The 15,306-nt window shown below is 66.8% G+C and carries 12 protein-coding genes; 8 read left to right on the top strand and 4 right to left on the bottom strand.

All coding sequences use genetic code 11. The annotated features are described in order from the left end of the window. Positions 1 to 9: 9 nt before the first annotated feature. Positions 10 to 3,327: a maltose alpha-D-glucosyltransferase gene (gene treS, locus KSS95_RS12030; protein ID WP_217853847.1), complete on the bottom strand. Its 3,318-nt coding sequence runs from the start codon at positions 3,325 to 3,327 to the stop codon at positions 10 to 12. 155 nt (positions 3,328 to 3,482) lie between these two features. After that, a complete protein-coding gene (locus tag KSS95_RS12025; RefSeq protein WP_217853846.1) occupies positions 3,483 to 5,501 on the bottom strand; it encodes an alpha-1,4-glucan--maltose-1-phosphate maltosyltransferase in 2,019 nt (672 codons plus the stop codon). Positions 5,502 to 5,641: 140 nt separating this feature from the next. On the opposite strand from KSS95_RS12025, the gene KSS95_RS12020 reads away from it, so the two are divergent. Genes KSS95_RS12020 through KSS95_RS12010 form a run of 3 tightly spaced genes read left to right on the top strand, consistent with a single transcriptional unit; the run spans position 5,642 to position 6,292 of the window. Beyond that, positions 5,642 to 5,803, top strand: a complete 162-nt coding sequence (locus KSS95_RS12020; protein ID WP_217853845.1) for a hypothetical protein — start codon at positions 5,642 to 5,644, stop codon at positions 5,801 to 5,803. Positions 5,804 to 5,816: 13 nt separating this feature from the next. Further along, positions 5,817 to 5,975 carry a hypothetical protein gene (locus KSS95_RS12015; protein ID WP_217853844.1) on the top strand — a complete coding sequence of 53 codons (159 nt, stop codon included), beginning with the start codon at positions 5,817 to 5,819 and terminating at the stop codon, positions 5,973 to 5,975. 56 nt (positions 5,976 to 6,031) lie between these two features. After that, on the top strand, positions 6,032 to 6,292 hold the full coding sequence (locus KSS95_RS12010; RefSeq protein WP_217853843.1) for an acyl carrier protein: 261 nt from the start codon (positions 6,032 to 6,034) through the stop codon (positions 6,290 to 6,292). Here KSS95_RS12010 and KSS95_RS12005 read toward each other — a convergent pair. Next, entirely contained in the window at positions 6,255 to 7,937 is a 1,683-nt protein-coding gene (locus tag KSS95_RS12005) for an AMP-binding protein (RefSeq protein ID WP_217853842.1), read from the bottom strand. The two genes, KSS95_RS12010 and KSS95_RS12005, sit on opposite strands and share 38 nt — an antisense overlap. Positions 7,938 to 8,221: 284 nt before the next feature. On the opposite strand from KSS95_RS12005, the gene KSS95_RS12000 reads away from it, so the two are divergent. From KSS95_RS12000 to KSS95_RS11985, 4 genes are read left to right on the top strand one after another with little or no spacing between them, the layout of a single operon-like run. Beyond that, positions 8,222 to 9,385 carry an isovaleryl-CoA dehydrogenase gene (locus KSS95_RS12000; protein ID WP_217853841.1) on the top strand — a complete coding sequence of 388 codons (1,164 nt, stop codon included), beginning with the start codon at positions 8,222 to 8,224 and terminating at the stop codon, positions 9,383 to 9,385. A 19-nt stretch (positions 9,386 to 9,404) separates the two neighbouring features. Continuing rightward, on the top strand, positions 9,405 to 11,012 hold the full coding sequence (locus KSS95_RS11995) for a carboxyl transferase domain-containing protein (protein WP_217853840.1): 1,608 nt from the start codon (positions 9,405 to 9,407) through the stop codon (positions 11,010 to 11,012). Between the two features lie 3 nt (positions 11,013 to 11,015). After that, positions 11,016 to 11,825, top strand: a complete 810-nt coding sequence (locus tag KSS95_RS11990; protein WP_217853839.1) for a gamma-carboxygeranoyl-CoA hydratase — start codon at positions 11,016 to 11,018, stop codon at positions 11,823 to 11,825. Beyond that, positions 11,822 to 13,777 (top strand): acetyl/propionyl/methylcrotonyl-CoA carboxylase subunit alpha, encoded by a 1,956-nt coding sequence (locus tag KSS95_RS11985; protein WP_217853838.1) that lies wholly within the window; start codon positions 11,822 to 11,824, stop codon positions 13,775 to 13,777. The genes KSS95_RS11990 and KSS95_RS11985 overlap by 4 nt, the downstream gene beginning before the upstream one ends. A 133-nt stretch (positions 13,778 to 13,910) precedes the next feature. Here the strand turns inward: KSS95_RS11985 and KSS95_RS11980 are convergent, their stop codons facing one another. After that, positions 13,911 to 14,564 carry a LexA family protein gene (locus KSS95_RS11980; RefSeq protein ID WP_217853970.1) on the bottom strand — a complete coding sequence of 218 codons (654 nt, stop codon included), beginning with the start codon at positions 14,562 to 14,564 and terminating at the stop codon, positions 13,911 to 13,913. A gap of 129 nt (positions 14,565 to 14,693) precedes the next feature. Between KSS95_RS11980 and KSS95_RS11975 the strand changes: the two genes are divergently transcribed. Further along, positions 14,694 to 15,011 (top strand): DUF6124 family protein, encoded by a 318-nt coding sequence (locus KSS95_RS11975; RefSeq protein WP_217853837.1) that lies wholly within the window; start codon positions 14,694 to 14,696, stop codon positions 15,009 to 15,011. Positions 15,012 to 15,306 lie beyond the last annotated feature (295 nt).

Genomic DNA, 15,306 nt, shown 5'->3' with positions numbered 1-15,306 from the left:
CTTTCAGGCTCACGCTTCACCCCAGGCACTGATCAGCCCATGCAAGCCATGCAAAGGCACGGCCAGCCAGCTGGGCCGGTTCTCGGCTTCGTAGGTGATCTCGTAGGCGGCCTTCTCCAGGCAGAACAGCTCCAGCGCCGCGCGCTCGCCCTCGGCCTGCTGCCAGGCATGGGGCATGGCGGCGGTGGCCAGCCCGTAGGCTTCGACGAAGGCGTGGCGCGACTGGTGCAGGTACTGCCGGGCAACCCGCTGGCGGGCCTGGCGCGCCGCCTCGGACAGGTCCACCGCCGAGGCGCTGCGCAGGATCATCGCAGCAGCATAGTCGAACGAACGCAGCACGCCGCTGACGTCCTTGTACGGGCTGTGCTTGGCCCGGCGCTCGTCCAGCGGCCGCGCCGGCTCGCCCTCGAAGTCGATCAGGTAGGCGTCGCCCTGCACCACCAGCACCTGGCCCAGGTGCAGGTCGCCATGCACGCGCATCAGCAAGCCGCCCTGGGCCTGGCGGGCGAGTTCGTCGAGGTGCTGTTGCAGGCCCTTGCGCTGTTGCTGCAGGTCATCGACCAAGGCCTGGCTGTCGCTGTCCAGCGTGTCGCGGTGCTGGGCCAGCAGGTCGAGGGCATGGGCCAGCTCGGCGCCGATCTGCGCGCTCCAGCGTTCACTGTCGGCGGCGTCGCTCGGTCGTGGCGCGAAGGCTTGGTTGGCGCTGGGCGCGGCCAGCAGCAGGTGCATCTCGCCCAGGCGCTGGCCGAGCAAGGCGGCGAAACCGCTGAGCTCGGCCAGGGCGTCGGTGTGTGCTTCGGGCTCGACGCTGCCCGGCTCCATCTCATCACGGATCGCCCGCTCCAGGGTGTTCTGCGTCCAGTCCCAGGCATCGCCCTGGTTGCTCAGGTAACCCTGGGCAATCATCAGCAGGTGCGCCTGGTCAGCGGGGTCGACGCGGCTGACCCAGGCCAGCAGCGGCGAAATGTTGGCGAAGCCGGCGGCGCTCAGGTAGGCGCTCATCTCCAGCTCCGGGTGCACCCCTGGGTTGACCCGGCGGATCAGCTTGAGCACCAGGCTGCCGGCGACCACCACCGAGCTGTTGGACTGCTCGGCGCTGAGGTAGCGCACTTCGCTGTCGTCATCCAGCGCCAGCGCCGCGAGCTGGTCGGTGCATTCGAAGCGCAGCTCGCCCATAGCCTCGCCACAGGGCAGGCGCAGGCCGTCCTGGCAGCCGCGCAGCACCGCGCGAACGAAAGGCTCCAGGACGAAGGCATCGGTGATCAGGCCGACCTGGCGGCCGCGGCGCACCCGCGACAGCGCCAGTTGCTGGGGCAGCGCGGCGTTGATCTGCTCTTCGGGCAGCAGGCCGAACGGCAGTTGGTAAAGGCTGCTGACGCCGTCGCTGTGCACCTCGATCTCGCTGAGCAACGCCGGCAAGGCCGCGGTGCCGAAACGCACGCCATAGCGCAGGCGCACCTGGTCGATCGGCCCTTCCTTGCCGGCGAACCAGCGCCGCTTGGGCAGGTACTGCGGCAGGATTGCGCCTTGCAAGGTGTCGCGTGACGGCGCCTCGAGCAGCTCCTCCATGCGCTTGCGCAGCACCAGGGTGGTCAACTCGGGCAAGCCCTCGGCTGGCTGCAGGTGCCAGCTGGGCATGCGGTCGTGGGAGGCCAGCAGGAACCAGTAGAAGCCATACGGCGGCAAGGTCAGCAAGAACGGCAACTGGCCGATCGGCGGGAAGGCGCTGCCGCCGAGCATTTCCACCGGCACCCGCTCCGCGTACTGCGAGAGGTCAAGCTCGGCGGCCTGGGCGGCGCGCGAGACGTTGGCCACGCACAGCACCACTTCGCTGTTGCCGTGCGGGTCGGTGTACTCGCGAAGGTAGGCCAGGATGCGTCGGTTGCTGGGGGTGAGCATCTTCAAGCTGCCACGGCCAAAGGCCTTCTGCTGCTTGCGCACCGCCAGCAGGCGGCGGTTCCAGTTGAGCAGCGAGTGCGGGTCGTGGGCCTGGGCCTCGACGTTGACGGTCTGGTAACCGTACAGCGGGTCCATGATCGGCGGCAGCACCAGGCGCTGGGGGTCGGCACGGGAGAAACCACCGTTGCGGTCCGGCGACCACTGCATCGGCGTGCGCACGCCGTCGCGGTCACCCAGGTAGATGTTGTCGCCCATGCCCAGCTCGTCGCCGTAGTACAGGGTCGGCGTGCCAGGCATCGACAGCAGCAGGCTGGTGAGCAGCTCGATGCGCCGCCGGTCGCGCTGCAGCAGCGGCGCCAGGCGCCGGCGAATCCCTAGGTTGATGCGCGCACGGCGGTCCTCGGCGTAGTAGTTCCACAGGTAGTCGCGCTCACGGTCGGTGACCATTTCCAGGGTCAGCTCATCGTGGTTGCGCAGGAAGATCGCCCATTGGCAGTTGGCCGGGATCTCCGGGGTCTGGCGCAGGATATCGGTGATCGGGAACCGATCCTCCATGGCCAGGGCCATGTACATGCGCGGCATCAGCGGGAAATGGAAGGCCATGTGGCATTCGTCGCCGTCGCCCTCGCCAAAGTACGGCCGGGTGTCTTCCGGCCACTGGTTGGCCTCGGCCAGCAGCATGCGGTCGGGGTAGTTGGCATCGATCTCGGCGCGGATCGCCTTGAGCACCTCGTGGGTCTCGGGCAGGTTCTCGTTGTTGGTGCCGTCGCGCTCGATCAGGTAGGGGATGGCGTCCAGGCGCAGGCCATCGACACCCAGGTCGAGCCAGAAACGCATCACCCCGATCACCGCCTTGAGCACCTGCGGGTTGTCGAAATTCAGGTCCGGCTGGTGCGAGTAGAAGCGGTGCCAGAAGTACTGGCCGGCCACCGGGTCCCAGGTCCAGTTGGATTTCTCGGTGTCGAGGAAGATGATCCGCGTGCCGTCGTATTTCTGCTCGTCGTCCGACCACACGTAGAACTCCCGCGCCTTGCTGCCGCGCTTGGCGTGGCGAGCGCGCTGGAACCAGGGGTGCTGGTCGGAGGTGTGGTTGATGACCAGCTCGGTAATCACCCGCAGGCCGCGCTTGTGGGCCTCGGCAATGAAGCGCCGGGCATCGGCCATGCTGCCGTAGTCCGGGTGCACGGCCTTGTATTCGCCGATGTCGTAGCCGTCGTCACGCCGCGGCGAGGGGTAGAACGGCAACAGCCAGAGGGTGTTGACGCCCAGTTCGGCGATGTAGTCGAGCTTGCCGATCAGGCCTGCGAAATCGCCGATACCGTCGTTGTTGGCATCGAAGAACGATTTCACGTGCAGTTGGTAGATCACTGCGTCCTTGTACCACAGCGGGTCGTCGATGAAGGCTGCCGGGCGGGAACGCTTGGCCATGTGCGACTCCTTTCATTTTCCGGTTCGGCACGCCCCTGTAGGAGCGGCCTTGTGTCGCGATAGGGCTGCGAAGCGGCCCCAGGGTCTTGGAGATACCGCGGATTGCTGGGGCTGCTGCGCAGCCCTTTCGCGACACAAGGCCGCTCCTACAGGGGTCAGCGCAGCTTTTCGATGCGCCAGATGCCGAACGGCTGGTGCCAGGGCTCGATGCGCATCCATTGGGTCTTGCCGTGCCAGGTCCAGCGGTGGCCGTTCATCAAATCCTCGCCCTGGGTATCGGCGTTGTCGTCCAGCCCCAGCTCCCACAGCGGCAACTCGAAGCTGGCCTCCTGGGCGTTGTACGGATCGAGGCTGATGGCCACCAGGATGACGTTGTCGCGCCCGGGCGTGCGCTTGGCGAAGTACAGGATCTGGTCGTTCCAGCAGTTGAGGAACACCACCCCCAGGTGGCTGTGCAAGGCGCGGTTCTGGCGGCGGATGCGATTGAGCTGGGCGATCTCGGCGACGATATTGCCGGGTGCGGTGAAGTCGCGCGGGCGGATCTGGTATTTCTCCGAATCCAGGTACTCCTCCTTGCCCGGCAGCGGCGTGCCCTCGCACAGCTCGAAGCCCGAATACATGCCCCACAGCCCCGAACCCATGGTCGCCAACGCCGCGCGAATGAGAAAGCCCGGGCGGCCGGAGGTCTGCAGGAAATACGGGTTGATGTCCGGCGTGTTGACGAAGAAGTTCGGCCGGTAGCACTGGCTCCAGGGTGGCAGGTTTAGCTCCTCGAAGTAGTCGCGCAGCTCCTGCTTGCTGTTGCGCCAGGTGAAGTAGGTGTAGCTCTGCGCATAACCGACCTTGCCCAGGCGCGCCATCATCGCCGGGCGGGTGAAGGCCTCGGCGAGGAAGATCACCTCGGGGTGGCGGCTGCGCACATTGGCGATCAGCCATTGCCAGAACGGCAGCGGCTTGGTGTGCGGGTTGTCGACGCGGAAGGTCTTGACCCCTTGCTCGACCCAGCCGAGCACCACGTCGCGCAGCGCCAGCCACAGGCTCGGCACCGCCTCGGGGGCGTAGAAGTCGACATTGACGATGTCCTGGTACTTCTTCGGCGGGTTCTCGGCGTAGCGGATACTGCCGTCGGGGCGCCAGCTGAACCAACCGGGATGCTCCTTGAGCCAGGGGTGGTCCTGGGAGCACTGGATGGCAAAGTCCAGGGCGATTTCCAGGCCATGCTCGGCGGCGGCGGCGACCAGCCGGCGGAAGTCCTCGCGCGTGCCCAACTGCGGGTGGATGGCCTCATGGCCGCCTTCGGCGCTGCCGATGGCATAGGGGCTGCCCGGGTCGCCCGGTTCAGCCTTGAGGGCGTTGTTGCGGCCCTTGCGGTGCTGCATGCCGATGGGGTGAATGGGCGGAAAGTACAGCACGTCGAAGCCCATGTCGCGGATCATCGGCAGGCGCTGGTGCACGTCGTCAAAGGTGCCGTGGCGCTCGGGGTCGTCGGTGACCGAGCGCGGGAACAGCTCGTACCAGCTGGCGAACTGCGCCGCCTCGCGGTCAACGTCCAGCGGCAGTTCGGCGCTGCGGGTCAGGTAGCTGCGGTGCTCGGCCTCGACCATCAACTGCGCGGCGTCGCGGTGCAGCAGCAGCGCCACCTGATCGTCCGCCGACAGCCCCGGCAGGCGCTGCTGCAATTGTTCAAGCTGCTCGCGCAACAGGCCATCGCTGCGTTCGATGCCCTTGCCCAGCAGCAAGCGCCCCTCCTCCAGCTCCAGCTTCACCTCCACGCCGGCGGCGTATTTCTTCTCCAGGTCATGGCAGTAGGTGGCCCAAGGGTCGATCCAGGCCTCGATGCTGAACAGGTGCAGGCCCAGCTCGGTGGGGGTGAACGCAGCCAGCCACAGGTCGTTGCCCGGCGAGTGCATGGCCACGCAGTGCCAGCGCCGGCTGTGGGCCTGGCGCCAGTGCAGGGTCACGGCCAGGCGGTCATGGCCATCGCTGTACACCTTGGCGCCCACTTCGAGCGCATGGCCGCGCACGGCCTTGGCGGCGAAGGTGCCGCCGTCGAGCACCGGGCTGATCGCCTCGATCACGATGCGTGGCGCCAGCAGCGCCTGGGACAGGCTGATGGCCTGGTCCGGATGGTCGCCGGCCATGGGCACGCTTTCGAACGGCTCGTTACCTGACATCGCACTCGCTCCGTGGGGATTGTGGCGGTAAGGGTTCAGAGCCGGGCACAGGCATGGGGTTCAAAAAAATTGAGCGAACGGCAGCGGCCAGCGGTCAGAGCCTGCAGCACCTGCTCAATTCACCCATGCGAGGTCAGGCGATGAACATTCCCATTCCACCGGAAACACCCGATCCCAATATCGACGACCCGAGCCTGCCGCCGCCCGTGCCGGAGGAAGACCCGGACGAACTGCCGATCAAGCCGAGCGTGCCGCCGACCGTGGGCGACCCGCCGAGCGAGACGCCGCCGGTGAAAGCTTGAGAATAGACAAGGCTTGCAATTCAAGCCCTGGCGCGGCTCGCCAGCGCCACCGCGCACCTTTGTAGGCGCCAGCCTTGCTGGCGAACCAGGCGACGCGATACTCGGCACCGGCGAGATCACCGCCCACCAAGCACAAAGCCAGGCCAACCGCACCTGGCAGTTCTACCAGTAGCCGCTAGCAGCCAACCGGCGTACAGAGAAACTCCACCCGCCAACGGCCACCCCGGCATGCGCTCGCGCCTCGATGTTACCCTCCGCCTACTGCGAATCCTGGCCCGCTTCCTGGAGCAGAGCCCGCACCGGATCCGGCCCGATATCGCCCTCGACGAACTGGGCGCGGACAGTTTCGACGTGGTCGAGCTGCAAGCCATCATCGAGCATGCCTTCGGCATCCTCATTCCTTATCAGATCCCCACCTACTTCACCTTCGCCGAACTGGTGGACGCGGTCTTCAGGGCGCTACCGGCTCAGCCAGCTCCGCGATGCTGATCTCGCGCATGCGAAACTTCTGCACCTTGCCCGTCACGGTCATCGGAAACTCATCGACAAAGCGGAAATGCCGCGGCGTCTTGAAGTGCGCCAGCCGTGCCTTGCACCACTGCTGCAGCTCCTCGGTACTGGCGCTGTGCCCTGGATGCAGGCGAATCCAGGCCACCACCTGCTCGCCATACTTGCTGCACGGAACCCCCACCACCTGCGCCTCGGCCACCGCCGGGTGGGTGTGCAGGAACTCTTCCAGCTCGCGCGGATAGATGTTCTCGCCACCGCGAATGATCATGTCCTTGTTGCGCCCGACGATGCGCACGTAGCCGTCGTCGTCCATCACCGCCAGGTCGCCGCTGTGCATCCAGCCGGCCGGGTCGATGGCGTCATGGGTGGCCTGCAGGTTGTCCCAGTAGCCGAGCATCACGCTGTAGCCACGGGTGCACAGCTCGCCAATCTCGCCTCGGGCGACGATGCAGCCATCGGCATCCACCAGCTTGGTTTCCAGTTGCGGCTGGGTGCGGCCGACCGTGGTCACGCGCAGCTCCAGCTCGTCGTCCGGGCCGGTCTGCAGCGACACCGGGCTGGTTTCGGTCATGCCGTAGGCAATCTGCACCTGGGCCATGTGCAACTGGTCGATGACCTTGCGCATGACCTCGATCGGGCAGGTGGCGCCGGCCATGATGCCGCTGCGCAGGCTCGACAGGTCGAGCTGGGCACGCAGCGGATGGTCGAGCATGGCGATGAACATGGTCGGCACGCCATACAGGATGCTGGCCCGCTCCTCGGCCACCGCGCGCAGGGTCAGCTCGGCGTCGAAGGCATCGTTGGGGTAGATCATGGTGGCGCCGTGGGTGATGCAGCCGAGGTTGGCCATGACCATGCCGAAGCAGTGGTACAGCGGCACCGGGATCACCATGCGCTCGCGCTCGCTCAGGCCCAGGCTCTGGCCGACCATGAAGCCGTTGTTGAGGATGTTGTAGTGGCTGAGGGTGGCGCCCTTGGGCGCACCGGTGGTACCGGAGGTGTACTGGATGTTCACCGGTTGGTCGAACTGCAGCTGGGCCTGGCGCGCCGCGTAGTCGGTCGCGCTCACCGCCCCTGCCCGCCCGGCCAGCGCGGCCCAGGGCAGGAAGCCTGGCGGCGGCTCGGTGGCCAGGCTGACCACCCCGCGCAGTTCGGGCAGGCGCTCGCTGGCCAGTGCGCCAGGCGCCGCGGTCGCCAGCTCCGGCACCAGCTCCTGCACCATCGCATGGTAATCGCAGGCCTTGAAGGCATCGGCGCACACCAGCCAGCGGCAGCCGGACTGGCGCAGCACGTAGTCCAGCTCGCCGACGCGGTAGGCCGGGTTGATGTTGACCAGGATCGCGCCAACCTTGGCCGTGGCCACCTGCAGGATGCACCACTGGGCGCAGTTGGGCGCCCAGATGCCGACCCGCTCGCCAACGGCGACCCCTAGCGCCAGCAAGGCCCGGGCGTGGGTATCGACCTCGACGGCCAGTTCACGCCAGCTGTAGCGCAGGCCCTGGTGGCGCACCACCAGGGCCTCGCGCTGGGCATGGCGGGCGACGCTGGCATCGAAGGCCTGACCGATGGTCTGGGTCAGCAGCGGTTGGTCCTGGCGGCCGCGGGTATAGCTTGGTTGAGGCATGGGTGTCCCTTCTTGTGGTTGTTCTGGGCACGGCTGAAGCGGGCTGGGAATACTCTGGTTCATATTTACGTTTACGTAAAGGTGACGTTGCGATTGACACTCCAGGACGCCAGGTTTACGTTAACGTCAACCACAGGCATGGCGGCGTTGTGGCAGCGGGCTTGCCCCGCGATGAGGCCGGACCAGGCAATTGCGCTGGCCGCTCTGACGGACATCGCGGGGCAAGCCCGCTGCCACAACGCCGCGCCCACCGCGTACATTTCAAGAACAACAAGGTGCCCCCAATGCATTACCCCAGCCTGAACTTCGCCCTGGGCGAAACCATCGACATGCTCCGCGACCAGGTGCGCACCTTCGTCGCCGCCGAACTGGCGCCGCGCGCCGCGCAGATCGACCAGGACAACCTGTTCCCCGCCGACATGTGGCGCAAGTTCGGCGACATGGGCCTACTGGGCATCACCGTGCCGGAAGAATACGGCGGCGCCGGCCTGGGCTACCTGGCCCACGTGGTGTCGATGGAAGAGATCAGCCGCGGCTCGGCGTCAGTAGCCCTGTCCTACGGCGCCCACTCCAACCTGTGCGTCAACCAGATCAACCGCAACGGCAGCCATGAGCAAAAGCTCAAGTACCTGCCCAAGCTGATCAGCGGCGAGCACATCGGCGCCCTGGCCATGAGCGAACCCAACGCCGGCTCCGACGTGGTATCGATGAAGCTGCGCGCCGAGAAGCGCGGCGACCACTACGTGCTCAACGGCAGCAAGACCTGGATCACCAACGGCCCCGACGCCAACACCTACGTGATCTACGCCAAGACCGACCTGGACAAGGGCGCCCACGGCATTACCGCGTTCATCGTCGAGCGTGACTGGAAAGGCTTCAGCCGCAGCAACAAGTTCGACAAGCTGGGCATGCGCGGCTCCAACACCTGCGAGCTGTTCTTCGACGACGTCGAAGTGCCGCAAGAAAACATCCTCGGCCAGCTCAACGGCGGCGTGCGCGTGCTGATGAGCGGCCTGGACTACGAGCGCGTGGTGCTCTCGGGCGGGCCGACCGGCATCATGCAGAGCTGCATGGACCTGGTGGTGCCGTACATCCACGACCGCAAGCAATTCGGCCAGAGCATCGGCGAGTTCCAGCTGATCCAGGGCAAGATCGCCGACATGTACACCCAGCTCAACGCCAGCCGCGCCTACCTGTACGCCGTGGCCCAGGCCTGCGACCGTGGCGAGACCACCCGCAAGGACGCCGCCGGGGTGATCCTCTACACCGCCGAGCGCGCCACGCAGATGGCCCTGGAGGCGATCCAGATCCTCGGTGGCAACGGCTACATCAACGAGTTCCCGGCCGGGCGCCTGCTGCGCGACGCCAAGCTGTACGAGATCGGCGCCGGCACCAGCGAGATCCGCCGGATGCTGATCGGTCGCGAACTGTTCAACGAAACCCGCTGAGCACAAGGAACTGGCGTCCATGGCTACCCTGCACACCCAGATCAACCCGCGCTCGGCGGAATTCGCCGGCAACAGCGCGGCCATGCTCGAACAGGTCACCCACCTGCGCGGGCTGCTCGCCCACGTCGCCCAGGGCGGCGGGCCCAAGGCCCAGCAGCGCCACACCTCGCGCGGCAAGCTGCTGCCGCGCGAACGCATCGACCGCCTGCTCGATGCCGGCTCGGCGTTCCTCGAGATCGGCCAGCTGGCGGCCCATGAGGTCTATGGCGAGGACGTGCCGGCAGCCGGCGTGATCGCCGGCATCGGCCGCGTCGAAGGCGTGGAATGCATGATCGTGGCCAACGACGCCACGGTCAAAGGCGGCTCCTACTATCCGCTGACGGTAAAAAAACACCTGCGCGCGCAGACCATCGCCCTGCAGAACCGCCTGCCGTGCATCTACCTGGTGGACTCCGGCGGCGCCAACCTGCCGCGCCAGGACGAAGTGTTCCCCGACCGCGAGCACTTCGGGCGGATCTTCTTCAACCAGGCCAACATGAGTGCCCTGGGCATCCCGCAGATCGCCGTGGTGATGGGCTCGTGCACCGCCGGTGGCGCCTATGTGCCGGCCATGGCCGACGAGGCGATCATGGTCCGCCAGCAGGCGACCATCTTCCTCGCCGGCCCCCCGCTGGTGAAGGCCGCCACCGGTGAAGTGGTCAGCGCCGAGGAGCTCGGCGGCGCCGACGTGCACTGCCGCACCAGCGGCGTGGCCGACCACTACGCCGACAACGACGAGCACGCCCTGGCCATTGCCCGGCGCAGCGTCGCCAACCTCAACTGGCACAAGCAGGGCAAGCTGCAGTGCCAGGCGCCGATTGCGCCGCTGTACAACGCCGAGGAGCTGTACGGCGTGGTGCCGGCCGATGCCAAGCAGCCGTTCGATGTGCGCGAGGTGATCGCGCGGCTGGTCGACGGCTCGCGGTTCGATGAGTTCAAGGCGCTGTTCGGCACCACCCTGGTGTGCGGCTTCGCCCACCTGCACGGCTACCCGGTGGCGATCCTGGCCAACAACGGCATCCTTTTCGCCGAGGCCGCGCAAAAAGGCGCGCACTTCATCGAGCTGGCCTGCCAGCGCGGCATCCCGTTGCTGTTCTTGCAGAACATCACCGGCTTCATGGTCGGCAAGAAGTACGAAGAAGGCGGCATCGCCAAGCATGGCGCCAAGCTGGTCACCGCCGTGGCCTGCGCCCAGGTGCCGAAGTTCACGGTGATCATCGGTGGCAGCTTCGGCGCCGGCAACTATGGTATGTGCGGCCGCGCCTACGACCCGCGCTTCCTGTGGATGTGGCCCAACGCGCGGATCGGCGTGATGGGCGCCGAGCAAGCCGCCGGCGTGCTGGCCCAGGTCAAGCGCGAACAGAGCGAGCGCAGTGGCGAGGTATTCAGCGCAGCAGACGAACAGCAACTCAAGCAGCCGATCCTCGACCAGTACGAGCGCCAGGGCCACCCCTACTACTCCAGCGCCCGGCTGTGGGACGACGGGGTCATCGACCCGGCGCAGACCCGCGATGTGCTCGGCCTGGCCTTGTCCGCCGCGTTGAACGCCCCGATCGAACAGAGCCGCTTCGGCATTTTCCGGATGTGACCCATGAGCGACTTCGCGACTATCGAACTGGAACACGACCCGCGCGGCTTCGCCACCCTGTGGCTCAGCCGCGAAGACAAGAACAACGCCTTCAACGCGCAGATGATCCGCGAGCTGATCGTCGCCCTCGACCGCCTGGCCGAGGACACGCGCCTGCGCTTCGTGCTGCTGCGCGGCCGTGGCCGGCACTTCAGCGCCGGGGCGGACCTGGCCTGGATGCAGCAGTCGGCGCAACTGGACTTCAACACCAACCTCGACGACGCCCATGAACTCGGCGAGCTGATGTACGCCCTGCACCGGCTCAAGGCACCGACCCTGGCCGTGGTGCAAGGCGCAGCCTTCGGTGGCGCCCTGGGGCTGATCAGTTGCTGCGACATGGCCATCGGCACCGAGGACGCCCAGCTGTGCCTGTCCGAGGTCCGCATCGGCCTGGCGCCCGCGGTGATCAGCCCGTTCGTGGTCAAGGCCATCGGCGAGCGCGCCGCGCGTCGCTACGCCCTCAGTGCCGAGCGTTTCAGCGGCGTGCGTGCCCGCGAGCTGGGCCTGCTGGCCGAGGTGTACCCGGCCGCCGAGCTCGACGCCCAGGTCGAGGCCTGGGTGAGCAACCTGCTGCACAACAGCCCCCAGGCCCTGCGCGCCACCAAGGAGCTGCTGCGCGAAGTGGACGACGGCGAACTGAGCCCGGCGCTGCGTCGCTACTGCGAGAACACCATCGCCCGCATCCGTGTCAGCGCCGAAGGCCAGGAGGGCCTGCGCGCCTTCCTGGAAAAACGCCCCCCGGCCTGGCAAGACAACAAGGAACCGCGCCCATGAGCCGCCCTACCCTGACCACCCTGCTGGTCGCCAACCGCGGCGAAATCGCCTGCCGGGTGATGCGTACCGCCAAGGCCATGGGCCTGACCACCGTGGCCGTGCACAGCACCACCGACCGCGACGCCCGCCACAGCCGCGAAGCCGATATCCGCGTCGACCTCGGCGGCACCAAGGCGGCCGACAGCTACCTGGTGATCGACAAGCTGATCGCCGCCGCCAAGGCCAGCGGCGCCCAGGCCATCCACCCAGGCTATGGTTTCCTGTCCGAGAACGCAGGCTTCGCCCGCGCCATCGAACAGGCCGGGCTGATCTTCCTCGGCCCACCGGCCAGCGCCATCGACGCCATGGGCAGCAAGTCAGCGGCCAAGGCCCTGATGGAGGCCGCCGGCGTGCCACTGGTGCCGGGCTACCACGGCCAGGCCCAGGACCTGGAGACCTTCCGCGCCGCCGCCGAGCGCATCGGCTACCCGGTGCTGCTCAAGGCCAGCGCCGGCGGTGGCGGCAAGGGCATGAAGGTGGTCGAGGAGGAAAGCCAGCTGGCCGATGCCCTGGCCTCGGCCCAGCGTGAGGCGCAGTCGTCGTTCGGCGATGCGCGCATGCTGGTGGAAAAATACGTGCTCAAGCCGCGCCATGTGGAGATCCAGGTGTTCGCCGACCAGCACGGCCACTGCCTGTACCTCAACGAGCGTGACTGCTCGATCCAGCGCCGCCACCAGAAGGTGGTCGAGGAGGCGCCGGCCCCGGGGTTGTCGCCTGAGCTGCGCCAGGCCATGGGCGAGGCGGCGGTGCGTGCCGCCCAGGCCATCGGCTATGTCGGCGCCGGCACGGTGGAATTCCTGCTCGATGCCCGTGGCGAGTTCTTCTTCATGGAGATGAACACCCGCCTGCAGGTGGAGCACCCGGTCACCGAAGCGATCACCGGGCTGGACCTGGTGGCCTGGCAGATCCGCGTGGCCTGCGGCGAGACGCTGCCGATCACCCAGGCGCAGGTGCCGCTGCTCGGCCATGCCATCGAGGTGCGGCTGTACGCCGAGGACCCGGCCAATGAATTCCTGCCGGCCACCGGCACCCTGGCGCTGTACCGCGAGTCGGCACCCGGCGAAGGGCGGCGGGTGGACAGCGGTGTCGCCGAGGGCGATGTGATCTCGCCGTTCTACGACCCGATGCTGGGCAAGCTGATCGCCTGGGGCGAGGACCGCGAACAGGCCCGCCTGCGCCTGCTGGCGATGCTCGACGAGTTCGCCATCGGCGGCTTGAAGACCAATATCGCCTTCCTGCGCCGCATCCTCGCGCACCCGGCGTTTGCCGCCACCGAGCTGGACACCGGGTTCATCCCGCGCCATCAGGATGTCTTGCTGCCTGCGCCGCAACCCTTGCCGGCACCGTTCTGGGAAGCCGCCGCCGAGGCCTGGTTGCAAAGCAAGCCCGCGCGACAACGCCAGGATGACCGGGTGTCGCCCTGGGCCGCCCGTGATGGCCTGCGCCTGGGCCTGCCGGCGCGCAGCAGCTTGCATCTGCACTGCGACGGCCATGAACAGGCCGTGGCCTTGGAGCGCAGTGCGCCGTCGACGTATCGGCTGGAAGGCGAGCAACTGTGCCATGACCTCGATGGCCTGCGCCGACGGCACCTGGCGGTACAGCGTGGCGGCACGCTGTACCTGCGCTGGCAGGGCGAGCTGCACGCCATCAGCGTGCATGATCCGATTGCCGCCGCCGAGGCCAGCCACGCCCACCAGGGCGGCCTGGGCGCGCCGATGAACGGCAGTATCGTGCGGGTGCTGGTCGAGCCGGGACAGGTCGTCGAGGCCGGAACCGCGCTGGTGGTGCTGGAGGCGATGAAGATGGAGCACAGCATTCGGGCGCCCCATGCGGGGACAGTGAAGGCGCTGTTCTGTCAGGAGGGGGATATGGTCAGCGAGGGGACGGTGCTGGTCGAGTTGGAGGAGGCGTAACGGCGGCGATGCGTTCGCCGGAAGGGTTGTTTCGCCTATGCGATCGAGCGCCGCCCGCGCGGCGCTCGATCTCAAGAGCGCTGCAAGACTCCCGCCTGGCACCTCGCAGCCCCAACACGGCCTGCGCGCGAACCTAGAGCACCCCGTGCATCCGCACCACCACCCCGAGGAACTCGCACCCGTCCTCGCATAGGACCGTCGGATACAAGGTATTGAGCGGCCTGAGCATCTGCTGCCCGCCTTCCTCGATCAACTCGCGCAGCACCGCCGGCTTGCCCGGTTGGCGGGCCACCACCAGGCGCCCCGGCGCGGCCTCGATCCCCGCATCCACCAGCACCAGCACGCCCTGCGGCACGCTGCGGCCACTGGCGGCATTCATCGCGTCATTCTCCACCGGCAGCCAGAAGGCATTGCCCGCCGGCATATACCCGGTCAATTCCTGGGTTTCCCCGGCCTCGGGCAACACCCCTTGCAGGTCGGCCCATTTCAACACCGGGAAGCGAAAACTGGCGTGGCGCAGGGCATTGACCGGCTGCGGCGGGTCGACCGCATAGACGCCCCTGCTCTCGCGGGTCATGCCTCGCTCGACCACCATCACCCGCGCCTCGAGGTACACCAGGCCGAGCTTTTCCAGTTTTTCGTTGACGGTCGCCAGGGTCGGCCTGCGCGTGCCGCGCAGCCAATGGCCGACACCGCCTTGGGTCATGCCCAGGCGTTCGGCCAGTTGGTGTTGCTTGAGGTGGTGCTCGCGCTGGTAGCGCGACAGAAATTCGATCCAGTTTTCCATGGCTGAGAACGATACGGACTGGATGAACGGCATCAATACACATCCAGAATTATCTTAGCACGCATTAACAATACAGTTTGACCTACTATCACTGTCCATTGTCCTGGAACGGATTTCGTAGGTGCAGTCATGAGTGATTCGAAAAAAGAAGACACAGATCTCGACGAAGAGGCCGCCCGCCGCGCCCTCGACTATTACCTCAACCCCACCCCCAGCAAGCCTGACCTGGAGCGTTCGCTCTGGACCTTGCGCGAAGGCGTCAGCAACGCCCAGGCCAGCGAGCATGCCATGGCCCTGCTGCGCTGCGCGGCCGCCACGGCGCAGGAAACCGGCAGCCACCTGCAGGGCACCACGCGGGAGGTGGTATTTGCGTTGATGCACATGATGAACATGGCCCGGGCCCTGCTGGAGCAGTGCCACGCCACGGAGAAGGCGGGTAATCGCTAGGGAGAACGTGATAGCCGACGAACGGCGATAGCCCCAGTTGCCGGGGACGAGGAAGGCGTCAGGAGGATTTTTTTACCGGTGCACGGAAAAAACATTTGACTGGCAAATGATAACGATTATTATTGCACTCAGCAGGTCGCGAGACCCGCTGGATAACCTGCAACGTCCTCAGGTCGGACGCTCAGATTATCTCCTCATCAGGCTAATCACGGTTTTTGACCCGGCTTTTTGCCGGGTCATTTTTTTTGGCTCTTCAGGCTAATGAAGATCGTTTGATGGCGCCGATGATAGCAAA

Source organism: Pseudomonas muyukensis (assembly GCF_019139535.1).
Lineage (GTDB): Bacteria > Pseudomonadota > Gammaproteobacteria > Pseudomonadales > Pseudomonadaceae > Aquipseudomonas > Aquipseudomonas muyukensis.
The sequence above is the reverse complement of the archived record's forward strand: the minus strand, read 5'-3'. Positions and strand labels throughout refer to the sequence as shown.

Coding starts and splice junctions, on each gene's coding strand:
- KSS95_RS12010 (WP_217853843.1), top strand. CDS start 6,032: ATGCGCTCGCGCCTCGATGTTACCCTCCGCCTACTGCGAATCCTGGCC.
- KSS95_RS12000 (WP_217853841.1), top strand. CDS start 8,222: ATGCATTACCCCAGCCTGAACTTCGCCCTGGGCGAAACCATCGACATG.
- KSS95_RS12005 (WP_217853842.1), bottom strand. CDS start 7,937: ATGCCTCAACCAAGCTATACCCGCGGCCGCCAGGACCAACCGCTGCTG.
- KSS95_RS11985 (WP_217853838.1), top strand. CDS start 11,822: ATGAGCCGCCCTACCCTGACCACCCTGCTGGTCGCCAACCGCGGCGAA.
- KSS95_RS11975 (WP_217853837.1), top strand. CDS start 14,694: ATGAGTGATTCGAAAAAAGAAGACACAGATCTCGACGAAGAGGCCGCC.
- KSS95_RS12025 (WP_217853846.1), bottom strand. CDS start 5,501: ATGTCAGGTAACGAGCCGTTCGAAAGCGTGCCCATGGCCGGCGACCAT.
- KSS95_RS11990 (WP_217853839.1), top strand. CDS start 11,016: ATGAGCGACTTCGCGACTATCGAACTGGAACACGACCCGCGCGGCTTC.
- treS (WP_217853847.1), bottom strand. CDS start 3,327: ATGGCCAAGCGTTCCCGCCCGGCAGCCTTCATCGACGACCCGCTGTGG.
- KSS95_RS12020 (WP_217853845.1), top strand. CDS start 5,642: ATGAACATTCCCATTCCACCGGAAACACCCGATCCCAATATCGACGAC.
- KSS95_RS11980 (WP_217853970.1), bottom strand. CDS start 14,564: ATGGAAAACTGGATCGAATTTCTGTCGCGCTACCAGCGCGAGCACCAC.
- KSS95_RS11995 (WP_217853840.1), top strand. CDS start 9,405: ATGGCTACCCTGCACACCCAGATCAACCCGCGCTCGGCGGAATTCGCC.